The sequence below is a fragment of the Methanolobus sp. ZRKC4 genome (assembly GCF_045291305.1).
Lineage (GTDB): Archaea > Halobacteriota > Methanosarcinia > Methanosarcinales > Methanosarcinaceae > Methanolobus.
Window position 1 is genome coordinate 2,621,168 of sequence record NZ_CP146983.1, and the last position, 19,191, is coordinate 2,640,358.

Annotated in this window: 18 protein-coding genes, 1 other RNA gene and 1 pseudogene; 7 read left to right on the plus strand and 13 right to left on the minus strand. The window is 40.1% G+C overall.

All coding sequences use genetic code 11. From position 1 onward, the window contains the following. Window positions 1-5: 5 nt before the first annotated feature. Window positions 6-251: a hypothetical protein gene (locus tag V7O67_RS12805; RefSeq protein WP_406670173.1), complete on the minus strand. Its 246-nt coding sequence runs from the start codon at window positions 249-251 to the stop codon at window positions 6-8. Between the two features lie 378 nt (window positions 252-629). On the opposite strand from V7O67_RS12805, the gene rnpB reads away from it, so the two are divergent. Then, window positions 630-1,001, plus strand: an RNA gene (gene rnpB / locus V7O67_RS12810) — RNase P RNA component. Between the two features lie 9 nt (window positions 1,002-1,010). On the opposite strand, the gene V7O67_RS12815 is transcribed toward rnpB, so the two are convergent. The 5 genes from V7O67_RS12815 to V7O67_RS12835 all read right to left on the minus strand — a co-directional run bounded on the left by V7O67_RS12815 (window position 1,011) and on the right by V7O67_RS12835 (window position 5,640). Then, window positions 1,011-2,192 carry an NAD(P)/FAD-dependent oxidoreductase gene (locus V7O67_RS12815; RefSeq protein WP_406671486.1) on the minus strand — a complete coding sequence of 394 codons (1,182 nt, stop codon included), beginning with the start codon at window positions 2,190-2,192 and terminating at the stop codon, window positions 1,011-1,013. 81 nt (window positions 2,193-2,273) lie between these two features. Continuing rightward, window positions 2,274-2,894, minus strand: coding sequence for a DUF116 domain-containing protein (locus tag V7O67_RS12820; RefSeq protein WP_342304469.1), 621 nt, complete (start codon window positions 2,892-2,894; stop codon window positions 2,274-2,276). After that, on the minus strand, window positions 2,887-3,525 hold the full coding sequence (locus V7O67_RS12825; protein ID WP_406670174.1) for a DUF116 domain-containing protein: 639 nt from the start codon (window positions 3,523-3,525) through the stop codon (window positions 2,887-2,889). The genes V7O67_RS12820 and V7O67_RS12825 overlap by 8 nt, the downstream gene beginning before the upstream one ends. Window positions 3,526-3,595: 70 nt before the next feature. Further along, entirely contained in the window at window positions 3,596-4,843 is a 1,248-nt protein-coding gene (locus V7O67_RS12830; protein ID WP_406670175.1) for a (Fe-S)-binding protein, read from the minus strand. Window positions 4,844-4,845: 2 nt separating this feature from the next. After that, a complete protein-coding gene (locus V7O67_RS12835) occupies window positions 4,846-5,640 on the minus strand; it encodes a disulfide reductase (protein WP_406658342.1) in 795 nt (264 codons plus the stop codon). A gap of 273 nt (window positions 5,641-5,913) precedes the next feature. On the opposite strand from V7O67_RS12835, the gene V7O67_RS12840 reads away from it, so the two are divergent. From V7O67_RS12840 to V7O67_RS12860, 5 genes are all read left to right on the plus strand, one after another. Then, window positions 5,914-6,633 carry an RNA methyltransferase gene (locus V7O67_RS12840; protein ID WP_406670177.1) on the plus strand — a complete coding sequence of 240 codons (720 nt, stop codon included), beginning with the start codon at window positions 5,914-5,916 and terminating at the stop codon, window positions 6,631-6,633. Between the two features lie 79 nt (window positions 6,634-6,712). Continuing rightward, window positions 6,713-8,803, plus strand: a complete 2,091-nt coding sequence (locus V7O67_RS12845) for a minichromosome maintenance protein MCM (protein ID WP_406670178.1) — start codon at window positions 6,713-6,715, stop codon at window positions 8,801-8,803. Between the two features lie 12 nt (window positions 8,804-8,815). After that, on the plus strand, window positions 8,816-9,106 hold the full coding sequence (locus V7O67_RS12850; protein ID WP_342304465.1) for a DUF424 family protein: 291 nt from the start codon (window positions 8,816-8,818) through the stop codon (window positions 9,104-9,106). An 18-nt stretch (window positions 9,107-9,124) separates the two neighbouring features. Then, the gene (locus tag V7O67_RS12855) at window positions 9,125-9,802 is read left to right on the plus strand and encodes a hypothetical protein (RefSeq protein ID WP_342304464.1); all 678 of its coding nucleotides are present in this window, start codon (window positions 9,125-9,127) and stop codon (window positions 9,800-9,802) included. Continuing rightward, window positions 9,799-10,722, plus strand: a complete 924-nt coding sequence (locus V7O67_RS12860; RefSeq protein ID WP_342304463.1) for a phosphoserine phosphatase — start codon at window positions 9,799-9,801, stop codon at window positions 10,720-10,722. Before V7O67_RS12855 ends, V7O67_RS12860 begins: the two co-directional genes overlap by 4 nt. 26 nt (window positions 10,723-10,748) lie before the next feature. Here the strand turns inward: V7O67_RS12860 and V7O67_RS12865 are convergent, their stop codons facing one another. From V7O67_RS12865 to V7O67_RS12890, 6 genes are all read right to left on the minus strand, one after another. Further along, entirely contained in the window at window positions 10,749-11,276 is a 528-nt protein-coding gene (locus V7O67_RS12865) for an S-layer protein domain-containing protein (RefSeq protein WP_342304462.1), read from the minus strand. Window positions 11,277-11,352: 76 nt separating this feature from the next. Beyond that, the gene (locus tag V7O67_RS12870) at window positions 11,353-12,324 is read right to left on the minus strand and encodes a biotin--[acetyl-CoA-carboxylase] ligase (protein WP_406670180.1); all 972 of its coding nucleotides are present in this window, start codon (window positions 12,322-12,324) and stop codon (window positions 11,353-11,355) included. A gap of 61 nt (window positions 12,325-12,385) precedes the next feature. Continuing rightward, on the minus strand, window positions 12,386-13,867 hold the full coding sequence (locus V7O67_RS12875; protein ID WP_406670182.1) for an acetyl-CoA carboxylase biotin carboxylase subunit: 1,482 nt from the start codon (window positions 13,865-13,867) through the stop codon (window positions 12,386-12,388). An 11-nt stretch (window positions 13,868-13,878) separates the two neighbouring features. Beyond that, a complete protein-coding gene (gene oadA / locus V7O67_RS12880) occupies window positions 13,879-15,609 on the minus strand; it encodes a sodium-extruding oxaloacetate decarboxylase subunit alpha (protein WP_406670184.1) in 1,731 nt (576 codons plus the stop codon). Between the two features lie 241 nt (window positions 15,610-15,850). After that, window positions 15,851-16,243, minus strand: coding sequence for a PAS domain S-box protein (locus V7O67_RS12885; protein ID WP_342304457.1), 393 nt, complete (start codon window positions 16,241-16,243; stop codon window positions 15,851-15,853). Window positions 16,244-16,342: 99 nt separating this feature from the next. Continuing rightward, window positions 16,343-17,260: a PAS domain-containing protein gene (locus V7O67_RS12890; protein ID WP_406670186.1), complete on the minus strand. Its 918-nt coding sequence runs from the start codon at window positions 17,258-17,260 to the stop codon at window positions 16,343-16,345. 398 nt (window positions 17,261-17,658) lie between these two features. Between V7O67_RS12890 and V7O67_RS12895 the strand changes: the two genes are divergently transcribed. Beyond that, window positions 17,659-18,213, plus strand: coding sequence for a hypothetical protein (locus V7O67_RS12895; RefSeq protein WP_342304455.1), 555 nt, complete (start codon window positions 17,659-17,661; stop codon window positions 18,211-18,213). On the opposite strand, the pseudogene V7O67_RS12900 reads toward V7O67_RS12895, so the two are convergent. Further along, window positions 18,152-19,173 (minus strand): annotated as a pseudogene (locus V7O67_RS12900) (IS630 family transposase). The gene V7O67_RS12895 and the pseudogene V7O67_RS12900 overlap by 62 nt on opposite strands. Window positions 19,174-19,191: the final 18 nt, after the last annotated feature.

Consider the following 19,191-nt stretch of genomic DNA (forward strand, 5'->3'; position numbering starts at 1 on the left):
ACACCTTACTTTTGTTTTTGGAGAGGTTCGCCTTTTCTCATTCTGGTAAAGATAAAAATTGTTGCCAGTAGGAGGGGCAATCCTATTCCTAACAATAACATACTGTATCCATGCTCTGCCGCATCGAAACCATTAGTTTTGAATAACTCGGTTTCGGTTTCAGTAACTGCTCCTGAGAAGATGAACAACAATAGTATTGTTACCAAAGTGATACCTGCTATAAGGTATCTGTTATATTTCATACCAACCATTTAGTTGTTTCATTGTATAGCTAATAAATGTTGTGACTTATGTCTAATAATTTTAAGCAGAGGCTTTATTTTTAAAAATAACGTAACTATTCAGCCTGGCACGATTTGCCTATTGGTACTGATTTCATCGAAATAGAGATGTCTGCTCACTAACAATCTAACAATCAAAAAAGCAATCAATAGCAACAATCAAAATAAATGATCCGAATGAAATTTACGTTTCAACTTTTTGTCAAGATTGTTATTGATAGCGTTTTTATCAGGCTGAATAGTTACAAAATAACTATGAAATTACAATCCTTTATGAAATTAAAAATGCGTAACAATATTGTCTTGTTTATCATAAGGTATATATGACATGGTATCCAGTCTCTGGGTGAGAGAGGAAGGGCGGCTACCGGGTCGTAAGACCTGAGGAAAGTCTCCCCACCATTTAAACACACGAGTGCCCGTAAAAGGCACCTGGCGAGAGTCCGGGCAGTTGCAATGCAACTCATGCAGTTCTTCTGCGTGCTGGCACAGAAACGATACCGTACCATGTTAATGCTGTGATGCTGAAAGGCTGAGGTCGCATGGATTGCGGATGGAACGGCGAATCCTCGTGGGTGCAAGTCGGAAAAGGACTGGTCTTTGATCATCCTGGTTATATGACGCTTAGCCGAATGCCGTCAATGCAGCTTATCAAAGCACATCTCCTGCCAGGCAGGATGATGTATTGCATCAACAGAAGGGAGCTTACTCTCCTCACTCACTAAATATTTATATTTTCACGTATTTTTTGTATATTATTTTTCCAACAGTTATAGGGAATCTTTTCACGCATTGATTAAAATATTGTTTATATGTGTAATCCCCTTTCGCAGTCAGCAGATAGTTCTTATACAAAATAGGGTCGCTTTTCAGGCAAAGCATGAAGAAATCTAAATGATTATATGCATTCTTTGCAAATTTGAATGCAAATCTCAGGTCATTGTTGAATTCCTTATCACATCTTTTTTCATATTCTTTTAAAAAGTCGGCTGAACAATCGTTGCTTCTTATTGCTTCAGTGGCGACTTCTCCTGCTATTATTCCACTGGCAATTGCGTAATAAATACCTTCTCCCAGAAAAGGATCAACAAAACCAGCAGCATCACCCACTAACATAACACGGTTACTATATGTGACTCTATTTACTCCACCGGCAGGTATTAAATGTGCTTTTTTTGAAACTATGTGTTCATCCAGTTTGGTACTTTTCCCATCAGATAACAAATGTAAGAAAGTGGATAATGAACTCATTGGGTCATTTACTCTATTTCTCATACCCCCAATTCCAACTGACAGTATGTTTCCTTTTGGGAACATCCAACCATAACCCCAGTTTTCAATAAAATAGAAATCAATAAGTTGCGGGTCGAAAACATATTCTTTTATTGCGGTATCATCAAGTTCGATCTCTAACTCAACACAAATGCCGGAGTTGCCTTTGCCCCAATTCTTTCTCATGTTTTTACTTTTGGCAACAATTCCGTTAACTCCGTCTGCACCAATCAGTATTTTTGAAAGATATTTGTTTTTTAAAGTTGAAACTTCCACACCTTCGCTTGTCTGGTTGATGTTTACAACCTTTTCATTTTCTATGATTTTTGCCCCATTTGATTCTGCATTTTTGATTAGGAATTCATCAAATGAATTCCTGAATGTCAATATTGAGACAACATCATCAAATTTATGGACCAATGGTTCTAGATCTGGTGTAAAGGTTCTGGCTCCATATAAATTAAAAAATGGTTCAAGTTCATCATATTTCCCTATAAGGTCAAATGCTTTTTTAGAAACCGCTCCACCACATGCTTTGTAGCGTGGTATTTTTTCTTTTTCCAGAAGCAATACACTCATACCACTTTCGGCACATGTTTTTGCAGCCATGGCTCCGCTTGAGCCTCCACCAATAACAATTAATCATATATCAATAAATCAACGTCCTGTTTTTTGATCAGAGCTTACATTGATTTCTGCAATTGTGTTAGCTCTGAGATTTCACTCAGAAAACATCTCTAACGTTTTAATCACTTCATCATACTCAACTTTTGTATTGAAACACCCATCATTGAGCATGGGAATACCATATGTTATCAGGTTCTTCCCTTTAAGTCCCATCATAACCTTGTTTAGCTCATAATCACAGGCTATCAGCAAAGCTGCATCGTAGTTCTTCTCCTTCAGAACATGTTTTACAAATGATGAGCCTGTTACGATATAGAGGTCATATCCGTATTTTTTTGCATCGTCCTTAAGTTCGCTAAATACGCATTTACCACAGGAAACACATTGTATCCCTGTTCTTGTGGATATTGCAGGACAATCCATGGAACGCATACAGTGAGGTGCTATTATCATGCGCTTTTGAGTCTTACTGAACTCATTCTTGTTTGAAATGTTCTTAAGGGATACCATCCATTTGTCAAGTATTCGTGGGTCTGAGAATTTATAAAAGAAATATTTCAAGGGCATATAAAAGAAGTCAAGTATTCCGGCAAAGAAACCTGCAAGCCATACATGCCTGTTAAGGCTAATGCGGCTTACGGCCAAGGCAATGAGTGCCAGCAGAACGGACAATACAACGATTATAGTAACCAATATTCCTATTGTTCTATACATCACATTCCTCCATTTTTCTTATAACATCATCCACATTGACTTTTGTATCGAAGCATCCGTCCTGAATCAGTGTCACTCCCTGAACAACCATAAATGGTGAAGCTCCCTGCATTGACTCGGTAAGTTCGGGATAGCATGCAACACCTATGCAGCTTTCAGGCCGTCTGGCTTTTATTATTTTTTTAACAAAGCTACCACCAGGTATTACATAAACCTTAAAGTTTCTCTCCTTAGCAGCTTTACATATGGTTCCTATGTCACATAGCCCGCACATCTTACATTCATACCCTTTAATCGGGTCACAGCGAGCTTTACAATTAGGATGGCGCATGCATTGTGGCAGGAATATAACCCTGTTATTGTTGATTTTCCTGAATCCTTCCAGCATAACAGCGTTACGGACTTCTACTAATATCTCGTCGACCAGAGTGTCCTTGATACCAAATATCCTGCATATCAGCTTTGCAGGTCCGTAGAAAAGGTAGAGCATAAAAAGAATAAAATTTGGAAATAATATTTTATGCTTTTTGTAGCTGTAGGCTCCCAGTAACAGTGCTATTCCCAGCACTACCATTGCAGCTATTGCGAGTATAATAAAGACCTTACCAAGTAATTCATAAGGGATTTGCATGTGAAAGTAAATAGTAGTAATAAGTATATTCAATTTGTCCTGTAAATAAAAAAAAGAAGAGTGAAGTAAATCACTCGTCTGGTGCGTCGCTGAGGTCAATTCCCATTGCTTCAGCAGTGAGAACTACAACGTCCTCAACTTCAAGTTCCTTTGCACCAATTGCATCCCTTCCGTCACTTAGGTTTCTCTTACAGAACGGGCAGGCACTTGAAAGAATTTCTGCCTTTGTCTCAAGTGCATCTTCAACACGTGTTGAAGCAATGCCGAGTGCAAGGTCAGGAATACCTGCTTTGACACCTCCACCTGCTCCACAGCAACGCTGGTTCTCTTCGATCCTTTCCATCTCAATGAGCTTAATACCTGGGATAGCATTAAGAACCGCTCTTGGTGGTTCGAAGTAACCTACGTGACGTCCAAGGTGGCATGGGTCATGGTATGTGACAGTTTTGTCAATGGACTTTTCCCATTTGATCTCGTCTTTCTCGATAAGGCCCTGAAGGAACTCTGTGATGTGCATTACCTTGAATGGAAGTTCCTTTCCTGTGAGTCTTGGCCAGTCAACAAGTGATGCTCTGAAACATCCTGCACAAGCGTAAAGTACAAGCTTTGCACCCTTTGCCTTGATGTTGTCGATATTTGCCTGAGCGTTGACCTTTGCAGTATCGTTGATGAAGTACTGACCTGTCCTGATAAGTGCTGATCCACAGCATATCTCATCTTCGCCGAGCATTGTGAACTTGATGCCAAGCTTGTTGAGTACACGCGTAGTTGCAAGTGCAAGTTTCCTCTGTTTGAGTTCTGCGGTACATCCTCCGAAGTAAAGGATTTCTGCCTTGTCTTCTACCTTGATATCTTCAGGGAACCAATTGGTCCTGTTGACGTTATCTTCCATGTATGGATTCTTGTACTCTCCGATGAGTTTGAGGAAAGCACCCTGCTTGCCGAAAGGACCGTTTCCGCGTTTAACAAGGTTTGCACGCATGGATTCCCAGAGTTCTACGGTATTGATCGCAGATTCACAGACAGTTGCACACATGCCACAGGTTGTACATCCGTATACATCATCCTTGAATTGCTCTATCTCTTCTTCTGGTATTTGCTTTGGTCCGAAGAGCCTTGCCCTTAGTCCATAGGACTTGTTCATAAATTCTCTCCATCTGAGGATCTTGTCTCTTGGGGCAAGTCCCGGATCCTCTCCGGATGCATCATAGGTGGGACACCAGTTCACACATTCGCCACAGCGACTGCATGAGTCGAGTTCCATTAACTGAACAGCTGTAAGGTTTTCTGTATTAATTGAAGGTTCGCGCTTAGCCATTATTATTCTCCTCCTTTGTTTGCAAGGAGTGCAAGCGGTATTGCTATCATGTGTATGTATTTACTGAAAGGTATGTATGCTATACAGAACAGCAGTGAAATTACTACGTGGAATAATGCTGCTGGAGGTGCCAGGGTAGGATCGTCGATTCCAAGTGACCAGAACCTGCCTGTCCTGATTCCGTCTGCAATAAATCCTGATATAGTTATTACAGTCAGTCCGATAAGGAGTATTGAGTCATATGCAATAGTTGATTCTCTTACCTTGGCAACGAACAGTCTTCTGTAAAGCGCTATGATAATTCCTGTTAGCAGGATATAACTGAAAATGTCGTTTGGTACTGCCAGTATCTCTCTGAATATTTCGGGGATCAGGAATTCCGGAAGTGAATGCGAATATCCTACCCGCTCACCTATCAGATAGACCATTTCCACAAGGAACATCGCAACTGAGAGGACAAAAAGTGCCATCCAGCCGAAGAATATAGTGAAGTGCATAAACCATCTGAGTGGACTTCTTCTCAAAATCCTTCTCTGGAGGAGGATGTCAAGGAAGAATGTTGAAAGCACAGATTGATTGTGAACATGTGCATGTTCGCTCATCTGGTATGCAAGCATTTTCGGGAATGCAAGGATACTTCCCGAAGGTTCAAGCCCGTAACCGGTTGAACCCATACCCCATTTTTTGAGGTTTATATACATTCCAATAAGGAAAATACCAATTGACAGGTTAGCAAGTATCATAACCTGTACGAAAGTAAGCCTTAAGGCATCAGAGACGCCAGCAAAGTACTCCATACTCATTTTTACCTTTCTCCTGATATATCATCACAAAATATAATTATCATTTTAAGAATCGAAATACATCTTTACTTATAAGTAACCGCTTTGGTTTGCATGACTGTAGTATCTATATTATTTAAAGATTGTCATTCAAGAAATCTATATCAGTAGCCCTTTTGTTGTTCTTAATTAACAAAATGCAAAGTGTTTCAGTCTAATTAACCTTATATGCCGTAACATGCTTAAGTAACGCAAATCACAAAAGGATGTAATGGTTGTAGCTTTTAAATGGATCTTAAAGTAGTACTTGTTGAACCTTTGTATCAGGGAAATGTCGGCTCGGTTGCCCGGGCAATGAAAAACTTCGGTTTCTCCGATCTTGTGCTTGTAAATCCATGCAAGCTTGAAATAGAAGCCAGAGCAATGTCCTCCCATGCATGGGACCTGCTTGAAAATGCAAGAATAGTTTCAACTCTTGAAGAGGCTATTGATGACTGTAGTATTATCATAGGTACTACGGGTATTTCCGGTTCCAGGTTTGATCTGCACCTGAGAGTTCCGGGATACTCTCCTGCCCAGATGAAAGAACGTTTGAATGGTTTAAGTGGCAGGGTGGCAATACTTTTTGGAAGGGAAGATCAGGGATTTTCCAGGGAGGAACTCAGGCTTTGTGATATGATAATGACGATCCCGACATCAGAGGTCTATCCTGTCATGAATCTTTCACATGCCGTTGCTGTTGTGCTCTATGAGTTAAGTGAAATTACAAACGGTGATACTCCACTGGCAGACCCATTTGATATTCAATTACTGTATGAACATCTTACCGAACTTCTTAATGATATTGACTATCCGGAGCATAAGAGGGAAAAGACCGAGCTGATGCTCAGGAGAATATTTGGAAGAGCCTGCCTGCTTCCAAGGGAAGTACAGACACTTCGTGGTATCATTCGCAAGATGCAGAGGCAGTACATCGGTGAAAGCGACTCTGATGATGATGACATTTGAGATATGTTTCGAAATGTTCATATCATTTGAAGGCTATGTTGGATTCCCTAAATGATTTTTAACTAATTATTGTGTAACTATGACTGAAGGTAAGTGGGAAGAAAAGTTCAGGACTTTTCTAAAAAAATATTACTGGGACAACATTCTCCAGCTTGCAAATGATTATCCTGACCAGCGTAGTCTGTATGTTGATTTTTCAGATCTCGAAATTTTTGACAGGGAACTTGCGGATGAGCTTCTATTTCATCCTGACGAGGTAATACCGTCAGCTGATAATGCGCTTCAGGATATTGATCTTCCGGTTGAGAAGTCACTGGATGATGCAAAGGTCCGTTTTACCAGGATTCCAAACAAGATCCCAAATCGTGATTTGCGAAGCAAGCATCTTCTTCAATTGGTTGCTATCGAGGGCATGATACGCAAGGCAACAGAGGTCCGCCCGAAGATACTCAATGCGGCTTTCAAGTGCATGCGCTGTGAGCATATTACTATGATTCCACAGACAGAGCTCAAGTTCGTTGAGCCTGTGGAATGTGAGGAAGAATCCTGTGGCAGGAAAGGACCTTTCAAGATAATGATAAACCAGTCACTTTTTATCGATGCCCAGAAGTTGCAGGTTCAGGAATCCCCGGAGAACCTTAAAGGTGGTTCACAGCCACAGAGTCTTGATGTGGATGTGGAGGATGACCTTGCAGGTATCGTAAAGCCGGGCGATCGTGTAATCATTAATGGTGTGCTTCGTTCCCACCAGCGGACTACAAGGGAAGGCAAGTCCCCTTTCTATGATCTTGTATTGCATGCTAATTCCCTTGAATACGTGGATCAGGAATTCGATGAACTTGAGATATCTCCTGAGGATGAGGAAGAGATCATGGAACTTAGCCGCAATCCTGAGATCTACAATAAAGTTATCAAGTCCATAGCTCCTTCAATCTATGGGTATGAGGATGTGAAGGAGGCACTTTCTCTTCAACTTTTTTCAGGTGTTCCAAAACACCTTCCCGACGGTTCCAGAGTGCGTGGGGATATTCACATGTTGTTCGTTGGTGACCCCGGTGTTGCAAAAAGCCAGTTACTGAGATATATGGTAAAACTTGCACCCAGAGGGGTCTTTGCCTCGGGTAAGAGTGCGTCTTCAAGTGGTCTGACAGCGGCTGCGGTCAAGGATGATCTTGGTGATGGCCGATGGACCCTGGAAGCAGGAGCACTGGTGATGGCTGATATGGGTATTGCTTCAATTGACGAAATGGACAAAATGAGCGCAGAAGACAAGAGTGCGCTTCACGAGGCCATGGAACAACAGACTATCTCAGTCGCAAAAGCTGGTATTATTGCAACACTGAAATCTCGTTGTGCACTTCTTGGTGCTGCAAATCCTAAATACGGACGATTTGATCGATATGAGGGTATTGCCCAGCAAATAAACATGCCTCCGGCACTTATGTCCAGGTTCGACATGATCTTTGTGCTTCTGGATACTCCTAATGAGGAAATGGATTCCAAAATTGCCAAGCACATTCTCAAGTCGCACTATGCAGGCGAGCTTTCGGAACAGCGCAATAATATCCTCTCCAGTGAGATCACGCAGGAGCAGGTAGAGGAGCATATGGAAGTGATAAAACCTGACATCGATCCAGATATCATGCGCAAGTACGTTGCATATTCCAGAAGAAACATTTATCCTATCATGGAGGAGGATGCCCGTGAGCATCTAGTTAAATTTTACATGGATCTGCGTAAGATGGGCGAGGGCAAGGATTCTCCTGTACCTGTAACAGCACGTCAATTGGAAGCTCTGGTCAGGCTTGCCGAAGCAAGTGCCAGGGTAAGGCTCAGTAACGTGGCTACTCTCGATGATGCAAAAAGAACTACAAGGATAGTATATTCATGCCTGAAACAGGTAGGTATCGATCCTGATACCGGGGCATTGGATGTTGATATAATAGCCTCTGGTACTACTAAGAGCCAGAGGGATAAAATAAAGTTAATTAAGGAAATAATCAAGATGGTTGGTGAAAAGCATCCTGGCGGGAAAGCTCCCCTGGAGGAAGTCTATGCTGAAGCACAGGCCCAGCAGGTTGACAAGCAACATGCAGAAGAGCTTATATCTAAGATGCGACGCTCGGGTGACCTGCTCAAGCCAGATAAAGACCATGTTAAAGTAGTTTGAAGAAGTGATCCCATGTATATCAAGATCCACAAATCAGGTGACACAACTATCGTTGCTCTATGCGACAGGGAATTGATAGGAAAAACCCTTAAAGAAGGAGATATCACTGTTACAATAACAGAAGAATTCTACAAAGGGGAACTCATATCAGAGGAAGATGCTATAAAAATTATATCAAAGGCATCAAATATCAACATATTTGGCGATAAAGCAGTTTCATGCGCCGTTAAATGCGGTGCAGTAAATCAAAATAATGTACGGATTATTAATGAAGTAGCACATGCCCAGGTATTCAGGCTATAAATGTTACGAGGTTTTGTTATGAATGATGAGATGGCGGTTTCGGGCGTAGAAAACAATGCGCTAAACACCTTTGACAGAAAAGGACTCATTGAAGGAGTTGTTAAGAAGCATAAGAAATTCTTAGATGAATATGCTTCTGAATTCAATGAACTCGGAAATAAAATGAAAGTCGTTCAGGAAAATATCGATTCCTCTAAGAACAATAGGGAAATGGTTCTGGAAAAAGTAGAGATATTAACTGAAAAGAGACAATTGTTCTACCATCAGGCAGAAAAGTTGCTTGATGAGTTGGATGATTCGGTTTCCGATAACAGCGAGTTTTCCAGAGAAATGTCTTTTGTCAAAGAGAAGCTTTTAAAGGTGAAAGGTTCGCTTACTCCTGATGAAGAGCAAACACGGGTAGATTCTATTTTGCTGAGTGTCTCCGCTCTCAGTTCAAAAGCATCAGGAGTTGATGATCGTCTTGATGCTATTAATGAAAGGATAAAACAAGCCCTCAGTTCAAAAATAGAACTAAGTTCTATCGATAGTTCAGAAGAAAGTTACAATAATTCTATATCTTCACTTGAGGATGAAATGAACGAAATCTCTCCAAGGTATAAATGGTTAGAGAACAGGATACAAAGCCATAAAGAGGCATTGCAGCACTGGGAGAAGCAACCTGATGTGATTGATGCGGGAGAGGTTGAAGCATGACTGATATAGATGTTTCATCAATGAATGAAAAAGAGCTGAAGAACAAAGTAAACGACATTCGTACTCAAGTAGGCCACCATGAGCGTGAACTTAAAGGTATCTTCAGGGAACTCAAACTTCATCGAACCAACACAGATGACTTAAAAAAGAAGCGTGATGGTCTTAATTCCAAGGTAAAGGGTCTGGTGGCAAAGGCACGTGATGTCAAGTCTAAGAGAGATTCTATCAATGCAAAGATAGCTGCCTTGAAATCTTCAAGAAATGTGGTTAATGAAAAGACACGTAAGTTCTCAGATAATATCAATGAACTCAAGACAAAGAGGGATGATCTCAACAAGTTATCCAAGGGTAGTGTTGAAACACTTTCAAAAGCCTATGCTGCAGACCTTGATCTCTTCCTGAATGCTGATATTCCGTTGAAACATGAGATCGATCTCTTTAGCAGGTTGATAGATCTTAAAGAGCGTCTTGGAGCAGCATTTGATGCAAACGATATCCATCAGAAATTAATGCAAACATATGAAGCTTCAAAAGATGTGTTTGATTCAAGGGAAGACTTTGGTGATGAGATTGGTAAGCTTGCAGAAGAATCCCAGAAATATCATCTTGAAATGATAGATTTCTATAATCAGGCTGATGAATTCAGAAAAGCTGCCGATGAAGCACACTCTCAGATATCGGAGAAATATGCTGTAACTGCGCCTATAAGGGAAAAGATCGATCCTCTTAAGAAGAAGATTGAATTGCTTAGAGATGAGCTTGGTGTCTATCTTGAAAAGCTCAACGATATCCAGATTGAAAAAGATGACAAGAAGCAGGAAGAACATCTCGTGGTTGCCAAAGAGAAACTGGAGAAGAGTGGCCGCCTGAGTCTTGAGGACCTTAAGGTATTAATGGAGAAGGGAGATCTGAAATTCTGATTTCCTTTTCTACTATTCTTTTTTAATTAATTTAAAATTCGTCTGCATGCCATTAAAAAAGAGATGCATGCGAATGTCTGGAATATTGTAAATCCGCTTGTTTGTCCGATAGTACTGTTTCCAGATGTCTGGTTGTCATCGCTTTGACCGTTGTTCTCTTCATCTTCTTCTAATACGGCATCTGGGAGGTCACTATCCTGGTATTGGTACACCGGCTTGAAGGTAATGAGTTCTCTGCCGGAACTGATGTATATCGTATCCACTGTAATGTTTAAAATTTCCTCGTCTTTACAATAGATAAACTTCTCATCTTCTGACAAGATTGCTTCCTTCAGAAGTTCATCTTCCTTCAGGAGTTTTACCCAGACCTGTTTTTTCTCAAGATTCACACTACTGACCGTAAAAATATATCCCTGATAGAAATTCCATGAGTTTCCGGTTGTCAGGAATATTCCGGTTCCGTTTATCAACAAAGGTTCTCTGTACTCTCTTATAATTAAGGGTTCATTATAGTCCCTTGTGAATACGGAGTCAGCACATGCCGATGATGCCATTGAAAAAAAAGTATAAATGCAATTACAATATTGCAGGTTCTGTTTGAGTATAGCATGAAAGTATCACTTCATTTGATCAATTGCAGTAGCGACAGTTACCTGCAATGATCTCATGTCTCTTTTTATCCCTGTCAAGGACAACAATTGCACCTTTTTCAGTAATTCCAACAACCTTGCCTTCAATGAGTTTGTTTGGTGTCCTTATCCTGACTTCCTTTCCAATTGTATCAGAGAGATTGATCCATTCATCAACGATGTCCGTGAATTTTTGCGTTTTAAACTTTATGTATTGTTGTTCCAGTTCATAAAGAAGGGATGCAATGAAAGTAGTTCTGTTGACTGCTTTTCCTACTTCATTAGTAATACTTGTTGATTTTCTTCTAATTTCTTCTTTAAGTCCATCAAGTTTGATGTTTGCATTTATGCCAATTCCAAGGATTACATAGTCGACCTTGTCAACTTCAGCACTGACCTCTGTAAGTATTCCGCATATCTTTTTGCCTTTAACAAGTACGTCATTTGGCCATTTGATGCGTGCATCCACTCCCGCATCTCTCAATGTATTCGTTACAGCAATGCCTGCTACAAGTGTTATCTTTGACAGGTTGTCAAGTGATATGGCCGGTTTTAAAATAAGGGACAACCATACACCTCCAGGGTTTGATTGCCATTCACTCCCCAGACGTCCGCGACCGTTTTTCTGTGTTTCTGCAATGACCACAGTGCCCTCTGGCGATTTTAATGCAATTTCCCTGGCCGTATTGTTGGTTGACTCCAGCTCAGTATGATATCTGATATTAGTTCCTATGAGACTTGTTTTCAAAATAGCTTTCAGTTCATCAGGATCGATTCTGTCCGGACATGCATCAAGTATGTAACCTACCTTTGGAGAAGAACGAATGTCATACCCTTCTCTTCTGAGATTTCTGACATATTTCCAGACCATTGCACGGGTTATGCCAAGTTTCGATCCGATCTCCTGACCGGATACTGGTTTACCTTCAGATTGTCTTAACAATCTTATGATTTCTTTTCTGTTGTCATTCACAGTCATTCCCCCCTTCGAAAGTTTATTCCCTATCTAGATATATGTTGCTACCAAAACTTTGTTACTTTGTCTGTTTTTTGACAGCATTTACATATGAACCTACAGCAGCTGTTACGGCAGCTATTTTCAGATCCTTGTTATCAAGTACTGAAGCCAGGGTAACACCTTTGGTAGTATCTTCTTCCACGACCTTCTTGACATCTTCAATGATATTGTATTCGTCGATGAAGTGAGTTGTAAGTTTACCTTCCCTGAAAGCTTCGTTTCTCAGAACTGCCTTGTGGAATGGGATGTTTGTTGTTACTCCTGCAACTACATACTCATAGAGTGCACGCTTCATCCGGTCAATGGCTTCTTCCCTTGTCTGTCCCCATGCGCATAGTTTTGAGATCATGGAATCATAATATGGTGATATAGTATATCCCATATGTACTCCGCTGTCAACTCGTATGCCGGGACCTCCTGCGGAGCGATATCTCCTTATCTTACCTGGAGAAGGTGCAAAATCATTAAGCGGATCTTCTGCATTGATACGGCACTCTATTGCCCATCCTCTGTGGACAATATCTTCCTGCTTGTATGGGAGCTTTTCACCACATGCAATGTGCAACTGCTGTTTAGCAAGGTCTATACCGGTGATCATTTCGGTAATGGTATGCTCGACCTGCAACCTAGTGTTAACTTCAAGGAAGTAGTAATCTCCTTTTGAATAGAGGAATTCTACAGTTCCTGCATTCTCATAACCTATAGCTTTGGCAGCTTTGACTGCTGTTTCACCCATTTCCTTACGAAGTTCGGGTGTCATTACAGGAGATGGTGCTTCTTCTATTAGCTTCTGATGTCTGCGCTGTATGGAGCATTCTCTTTCCATAACATAAACGACATCCCCATATTTATCTGCAAGTATCTGGAATTCTATATGCCTGGGTTCCTCGACATATTTCTCTATGAAGACAGTGGGATCACCAAAAGCTGAAGCAGCAACAGACTGGATTGAATTGAGGGCTGCCTTGAAACCTTCTTTGGAGTGGACTATCTTCATACCAATTCCGCCCCCTCCTGCTGATGCTTTGATCATGACCGGATAACCTATGGAGTCGGCTATTTCGATAGCTTCTTCTTCGTTTGATATGGCTCCCTCGGTTCCGGGAACTACCGGAACACCTGCCTTTATCATTGTATTTCTTGCTGCTATCTTGCTTCCCATCTGCTCGATTGCTTTGCTGGGCGGGCCGATAAAGACTATTCCTGCCTCTTCACATTTTCTTGCAAAGACGCTGTTTTCCGAAAGGAATCCGTAGCCAGGATGTATGCCTTCTGCTCCGCTCTCAAGGGCCACCTCTATTATCTTGTCCATGTTAAGATAACTCTGGCTTGAGGGTGCAGGACCGATATAATAAGCTTCGTCCGCATACTTTGCAAAGAGAGCATTCTTATCTGCTTCCGAGTATACTGCTACGGTCTTGACTCCCAGTTCCCTGCATGCTCTCATCGCCCTGATGGCGATTTCTCCTCGATTTGCAACAAGTACTTTCTTGAACATAATAACTACCTCTAGTCAATGCTCATAAGTACGTAACCGGAAGTTACAGCATCACCCTCTGCAACAAATATCTCTTTCACGGTGCCTCCGTGTGGTGCATGAATGGCATTCTCCATTTTCATTGCCTCTATCACACAGACAGTGTCACCTTCGCTTATCTGGTCTCCAATTTTGACTTTAACGGACAGAATCATTCCCTGCATGTGGCTGGTAACTGCTCCTGGGACTGATTCTGAAGTTACTTCTTCTTTTGGAGCTTCTACTGTTACTGCTCCTCCAACCGGGTTGACCTTGACATTGAACATTTCCCCGTCAACTTCTACTTTGAAGTCAGTTGGTATTCCGGAAACATCGGATGAAGCAGCGCATGGATTTTTCTTTTCCATGATTGGTGCAAGGTCTTCCTCTTCAAGCTCTCCCTTTAGGAAAGCAGGTGCAACTGCCGGATAAAGGATGTATGTGAGTATGTCTTCTTCTTTCTTTACAAGTCCCATTTCTTCGGCTTCCTTTTTCATCTTCTCGTATTCAGGTTCAAGAAGATCTGCGGGCCGGCATGTTATGGGGTCCTCATTTCCTATTATCTTTCCGACGATGTCATCATCAATTTTCTGGGGAGGCCTGCCGTAAAGGCCACGCACGTAGTCCTTCACTTCTTTTGGGATTACCTTATATCTCTCACCCATCAGGACATTGAGTACAGCCTGGGTACCTACTATCTGGCTTGTCGGAGTGACAAGCGGAGGATATCCAAGTTCGGCTCTGACCCTTGGCATCTCGTCAAGTACATCATTATACTTATCAAGTGCATTCTGTTCCTTGAGCTGGGAAACCAGGTTTGACAGCATACCGCCCGGTATCTGGTAAAGCAATACATTAGTGTCGATTTGCTCTGATATCGGATTAAGTATGCATCTGTATTCTTCTTTGAGATCCGCAAAATATTTGGCAACTTCGGCTATCAGTTCAAGGTCCAGTCCTGTAGCACGTTTTGTCTCGGCAAGTGCGGCAACAATAGATTCTGTAGGTGGCTGGGAAGTACCCCATGCGAAGGGTGAAAGTGCGGTGTCAAGTACATCGACACCTGCCCTGCATGCAGCGGTATAACTCATCGGTGCCATGCCTGATGTACAATGGCAGTGCAGGTCCACCGGAAGGTTCACTTCGGTTTTCAGGGCTTTCACAAGGTCATGTGCCTGCTGTGGTGAAATCAGTCCTGCCATATCCTTTATACACAGGGAATCACATTCCAGTTCTGCAAGATCTTTTGCAAGTTCGACATATTTCTCAATGGTGTGTACCGGGCTTATGGTGTAACATATTGTTCCCTGGACATGTGCACCTTCCTTTTTAGCCACGGTTATTGCTTTTTCCATGTTTCGGATGTCATTTACAGCATCAAAGACCCTGAAGATATCAATGCCGTTCTCATGGGCTTTCTTAACAAATTTTTCCACAACGTCATCAGAGTAATGCCTGTAACCAACCAGATTCTGTCCGCGCAGGAGCATCTGGGCCGGTGTATTCTTCATGTGCTTTTTTAGCTCCCTCAACCTTTCCCAAGGGTCTTCGTTCAGGTATCTTATGGAGGTATCAAATGTAGCACCTCCCCACATCTCAAGTGAAAAATATCCAATTTCGTCCAGTTTGTCAACTACTGGTAACATGTTTCGGGTGCGCATTCGGGTTGCAATAAGTGATTGATGCGCATCTCGTAGAATGGTTTCAGTTATTTTTACTTTCATGGGAATCCTCCGGGAAATTATGTAGTAGTGTGAGTGGTAAATTATAATAGAGAATCATCTAACTCCGTCTCAGATGGATTTCTATTCTATATATCATGTTCTTTTATGTAGTTTCTGGTAAGTAATTTATATATTCTGCCTGCCCTACACAATAATTAATAAAAAAAGAAGGCATTGATCAAATATAATTAGTAATCAATAAAAAAACATGCTGGTTTTTCCGGAGTCAGAATGATTTATTTTAGTGAATCACAATCATCTGATCTTTTTCTGTTGGTTCCTTGATATCCACAAAAATTCCTGTCATCATCAAGTAATATTTTAGCGTATATTTATATGGTACAAGCTTCCTATTTTTATCGTATGTGAACGTTTCAATTTTTGTAAATTCATCATCATACCTATTTTCCACAGAATACTTCATTGCGTCTTCCATTTTTTTTATTTCATTTTCAGGAAAATGGTCCTGAAGTTTAGTCCCGACGACATCTTCCGATTTAAGATCTGTTATTGTTATTGTGGCAGGATTGGCATAGGTAAATACAAGGTTTTCGTCCAGTTGCCATATACTGTCAAGGGTGTTTTCAGCAAGAAGCCGGTGTTTTCTCTCGCTCTCTTTTAGTTTTTCTTCCATTTCTCTCTGTTTAGTAATATCTTCACCTGATGTGATAATTCCCAAAATGTTACCATTTTTGTCTTTAAGGCTTACATTTATCCATTTGATTAATTTATTTTATCCAGTGGATGTGACAATGTGGCTTTCACAGTTAGTTTCAAATCCCTCATTCAGAATTCTATTGCATCTGATCAGAGCATTATCTTTGTCCCCTTCTAAAAGGAAATTGTCCAGGAATTTTTTGCCAATAATATCCTCAATATCACATTCAAGGATACCAAGTCCTTTTCTGTTTATAAGAGTGCAATTTTTATCCTTGTCCAGTACCATTATCAAAACGCCGGCAACGTCAAGATAATTCTGTGCTTTTGCATGTTCTTCCAGAATTCTCTCTTCTGCTACTTTTCTCTCAGTGATCTCTTTTTTGAGCAATTCGTTTGATTTTTTAAGTTCTGATGTTCTTTCAGAAACAAGGATTTCAAGTTTTTCCTGTTCTTCTTTCAAATAATTTAGAGAATTCATGTTTTCAGTTATATTTTCCATGATCACGGTTACGCTTGATTCACCATCATCGAACGTTGAAGGAATTATTTTAGTTTTGAAAAAACGTAGTTCATTTTTTATGATCAGGTCAAGGATCTCTACCAGTTCTTTTCCTTTGATACCTTCATCTATTTTTTCTATAAATGTCCTAGTTGACATCATTGGAGTGATTAGCTCTTCGATTGGCCTGCCACTTAATTCTTTTTTAGGAATACCAAGCATGTCTGCAAACCTTTCATTTGCCTGAACGACTTTGTGTTCGCTATCTATTACCAGTATATTATCTGAGGTAAAATTCAGTAATGTTGAGATTGGTATCTTTTGCGATAAGTAATATATTTTGGCAGTACCAATTGATTCCATTTCAATGTGCCCACTGATTCTAAGGATTTCCAGGTACTTTGCAACAGTATTTCGGTTAATGCCTATTTTTTTAGAAATATCCGTAACACTAAGGCCACGAGGGTTGTCTTTTAGAACATTTTTAATCATACTTGTTTCTTTTTTGTATATGCGCATTAATATATTCTCTATAGTTTCTTTGACGTAAATGTAATGCACAAGTGTAGCAAAGTTTTTACTTCGTATTCACATTTGTGAGATTGTTACTAATTTCGGTTTTGTGTAACAACTGCATATATAAGTGTATTGTTAACACCGTTACATATTGTTCTAAATTCGTAAACAACAGACATGTGTTAAATAATTTTTACACATGAAAAATCAATAACTTTAAATATCTAATTTATTTTATATAATTCAATTGTATATATGCAGCTTTGCAAGGCAAAGCTGCTCATCAAATGCACGTTTTCTTGCAATAAAGTGAAACGTGCTAAAATTTGAGTTATAAAACTTATTTATTTACGGACGGATTAAAAATGCTAGGAATGAATGATAAACTTAAAACTGAGCTTATTAATGTACTTGATGCAGTGGAATCTGGGGATTCAGCTGTTAGAATATCTCCAAAAAATGGTTCTTTAGATAAGAAAGTGGCAGAATCAGTGAATCTGATCTTAGATGAATATGTTTCCTTGAAAAATGAATTATCGAAGAAGGAAAATAGATTGGAGCAAATGGCTGCTGAAGAAGTCCATAACAAAAAACTTGCAAATGAGGTTCTTTTACTTATCGACGCAATTGTAGAGGGAAAACTCGATACACGTGGTGATATTTCAGAATTGGATGGCAATTGTAAAAACATTCTTGGAGGTATAAATAGGCTTCTGGATGCTGTAATGGGTCCGTTGAATGTTTCTGCTGAATATATTGATCGTATTTCCAAAGGTGACATTCCTGAAAAGATCACAGACGATTATAAGGGTGATTTTAACGAGATCAAGAACAATCTCAACATGTGCATTGATTCGATTATAGTTATTAACTTAACATTTTCAACTTATTATCCAGAAATGTCTCAATCCATTTTCTTGCGAAGCTAATCTTCGATGAACAATCAATAAACTCCTCAGCAATCAGATTTTTCATATGATCCAGATCTTTCACAAAATTGCGAGAAATAATTCTTTTGACACTTTTCCAGATGAATTCGATTGGATTCAAGTCGGGTGAATATGGAGGTAAATAGACCAATTCAATATCATTTGCCTGTGCAAATTCCACTGTATATTTTGCTCGATGTGATCTAAAATTGTCGAGAATAATTACGATTCTCTCTCCCATGTTATTGTTTTTAACAGCTGATAAAAACGAACATACATCCTCCTTGGTTGAATGTTCTTTGAAATCAATAACAGAATTACCATTCAATGCATAAAAACCGAAGGAGTTTGCTTTTATCCTGGTTGTGTTTTTGAAGATGGCAGGTTTATTGAAAGACCATAAACGAACCGTATTTGATGTTGTTTGGGGAGATGATTCATCAAGAAATCCGATAACGCAATCATCATCGATTAACGGTAAGTTTTTTTTAAACAATCTTCTGCATTTTGTGGTCTTCGATAATCATGCGCATATGGTTTGGCATGATGCATGCCAAACTTCTTCAAGATCACTAGTATTTGCTTAATGGTGTATTGAACCTTAAATTCATTATAAATGAGTTCCTGAACTTCTTTTGTAGACCAATCATCTCTTTCATGTAACATGTCCCTTAGTTTTTCTTTTTGATCATCAGTGAGTTTGGAAGGACATCCTCCTGAAAACCTAGGCTTTAATCCTTCATATCCGTCTTGATTCCACCGCTCTTGCCATTGATATGCAACGGGTTTTGATATCCCTACAAGTTTAGCTGCTTCATTAACAGAAGCTCCTTCATAACGATGTTTAACAAAATATAAACGTTGTAGAACTCGTGTGTCTTTCTCTAATGACTTAATATGTTTAAGCAATTCTTCTGATGAAAGATGATGCTTTATCGGAATTTGTTCGGGTTTAGCCATACAGTATTGTTATACTCA

Bases quoted from the DNA above. Each gene is read 5' to 3' on its own strand.
- V7O67_RS12850 (WP_342304465.1), top strand. From the start codon at position 8,816: ATGTATATCAAGATCCACAAATCAGGTGACACAACTATCGTTGCTCTA.
- V7O67_RS12860 (WP_342304463.1), top strand. From the start codon at position 9,799: ATGACTGATATAGATGTTTCATCAATGAATGAAAAAGAGCTGAAGAAC.
- V7O67_RS12825 (WP_406670174.1), bottom strand. From the start codon at position 3,525: ATGCAAATCCCTTATGAATTACTTGGTAAGGTCTTTATTATACTCGCA.
- V7O67_RS12835 (WP_406658342.1), bottom strand. From the start codon at position 5,640: ATGGAGTACTTTGCTGGCGTCTCTGATGCCTTAAGGCTTACTTTCGTA.
- V7O67_RS12885 (WP_342304457.1), bottom strand. From the start codon at position 16,243: ATGGAAGAAAAACTAAAAGAGAGCGAGAGAAAACACCGGCTTCTTGCT.
- oadA (WP_406670184.1), bottom strand. From the start codon at position 15,609: ATGAAAGTAAAAATAACTGAAACCATTCTACGAGATGCGCATCAATCA.
- V7O67_RS12845 (WP_406670178.1), top strand. From the start codon at position 6,713: ATGACTGAAGGTAAGTGGGAAGAAAAGTTCAGGACTTTTCTAAAAAAA.
- V7O67_RS12895 (WP_342304455.1), top strand. From the start codon at position 17,659: ATGAATGATAAACTTAAAACTGAGCTTATTAATGTACTTGATGCAGTG.
- V7O67_RS12865 (WP_342304462.1), bottom strand. From the start codon at position 11,276: ATGGCATCATCGGCATGTGCTGACTCCGTATTCACAAGGGACTATAAT.
- V7O67_RS12875 (WP_406670182.1), bottom strand. From the start codon at position 13,867: ATGTTCAAGAAAGTACTTGTTGCAAATCGAGGAGAAATCGCCATCAGG.
- V7O67_RS12855 (WP_342304464.1), top strand. From the start codon at position 9,125: ATGAATGATGAGATGGCGGTTTCGGGCGTAGAAAACAATGCGCTAAAC.
- V7O67_RS12840 (WP_406670177.1), top strand. From the start codon at position 5,914: ATGGATCTTAAAGTAGTACTTGTTGAACCTTTGTATCAGGGAAATGTC.
- V7O67_RS12890 (WP_406670186.1), bottom strand. From the start codon at position 17,260: ATGATTAAAAATGTTCTAAAAGACAACCCTCGTGGCCTTAGTGTTACG.
- V7O67_RS12805 (WP_406670173.1), bottom strand. From the start codon at position 251: ATGGTTGGTATGAAATATAACAGATACCTTATAGCAGGTATCACTTTG.
- V7O67_RS12830 (WP_406670175.1), bottom strand. From the start codon at position 4,843: ATGGCTAAGCGCGAACCTTCAATTAATACAGAAAACCTTACAGCTGTT.
- V7O67_RS12820 (WP_342304469.1), bottom strand. From the start codon at position 2,894: ATGTATAGAACAATAGGAATATTGGTTACTATAATCGTTGTATTGTCC.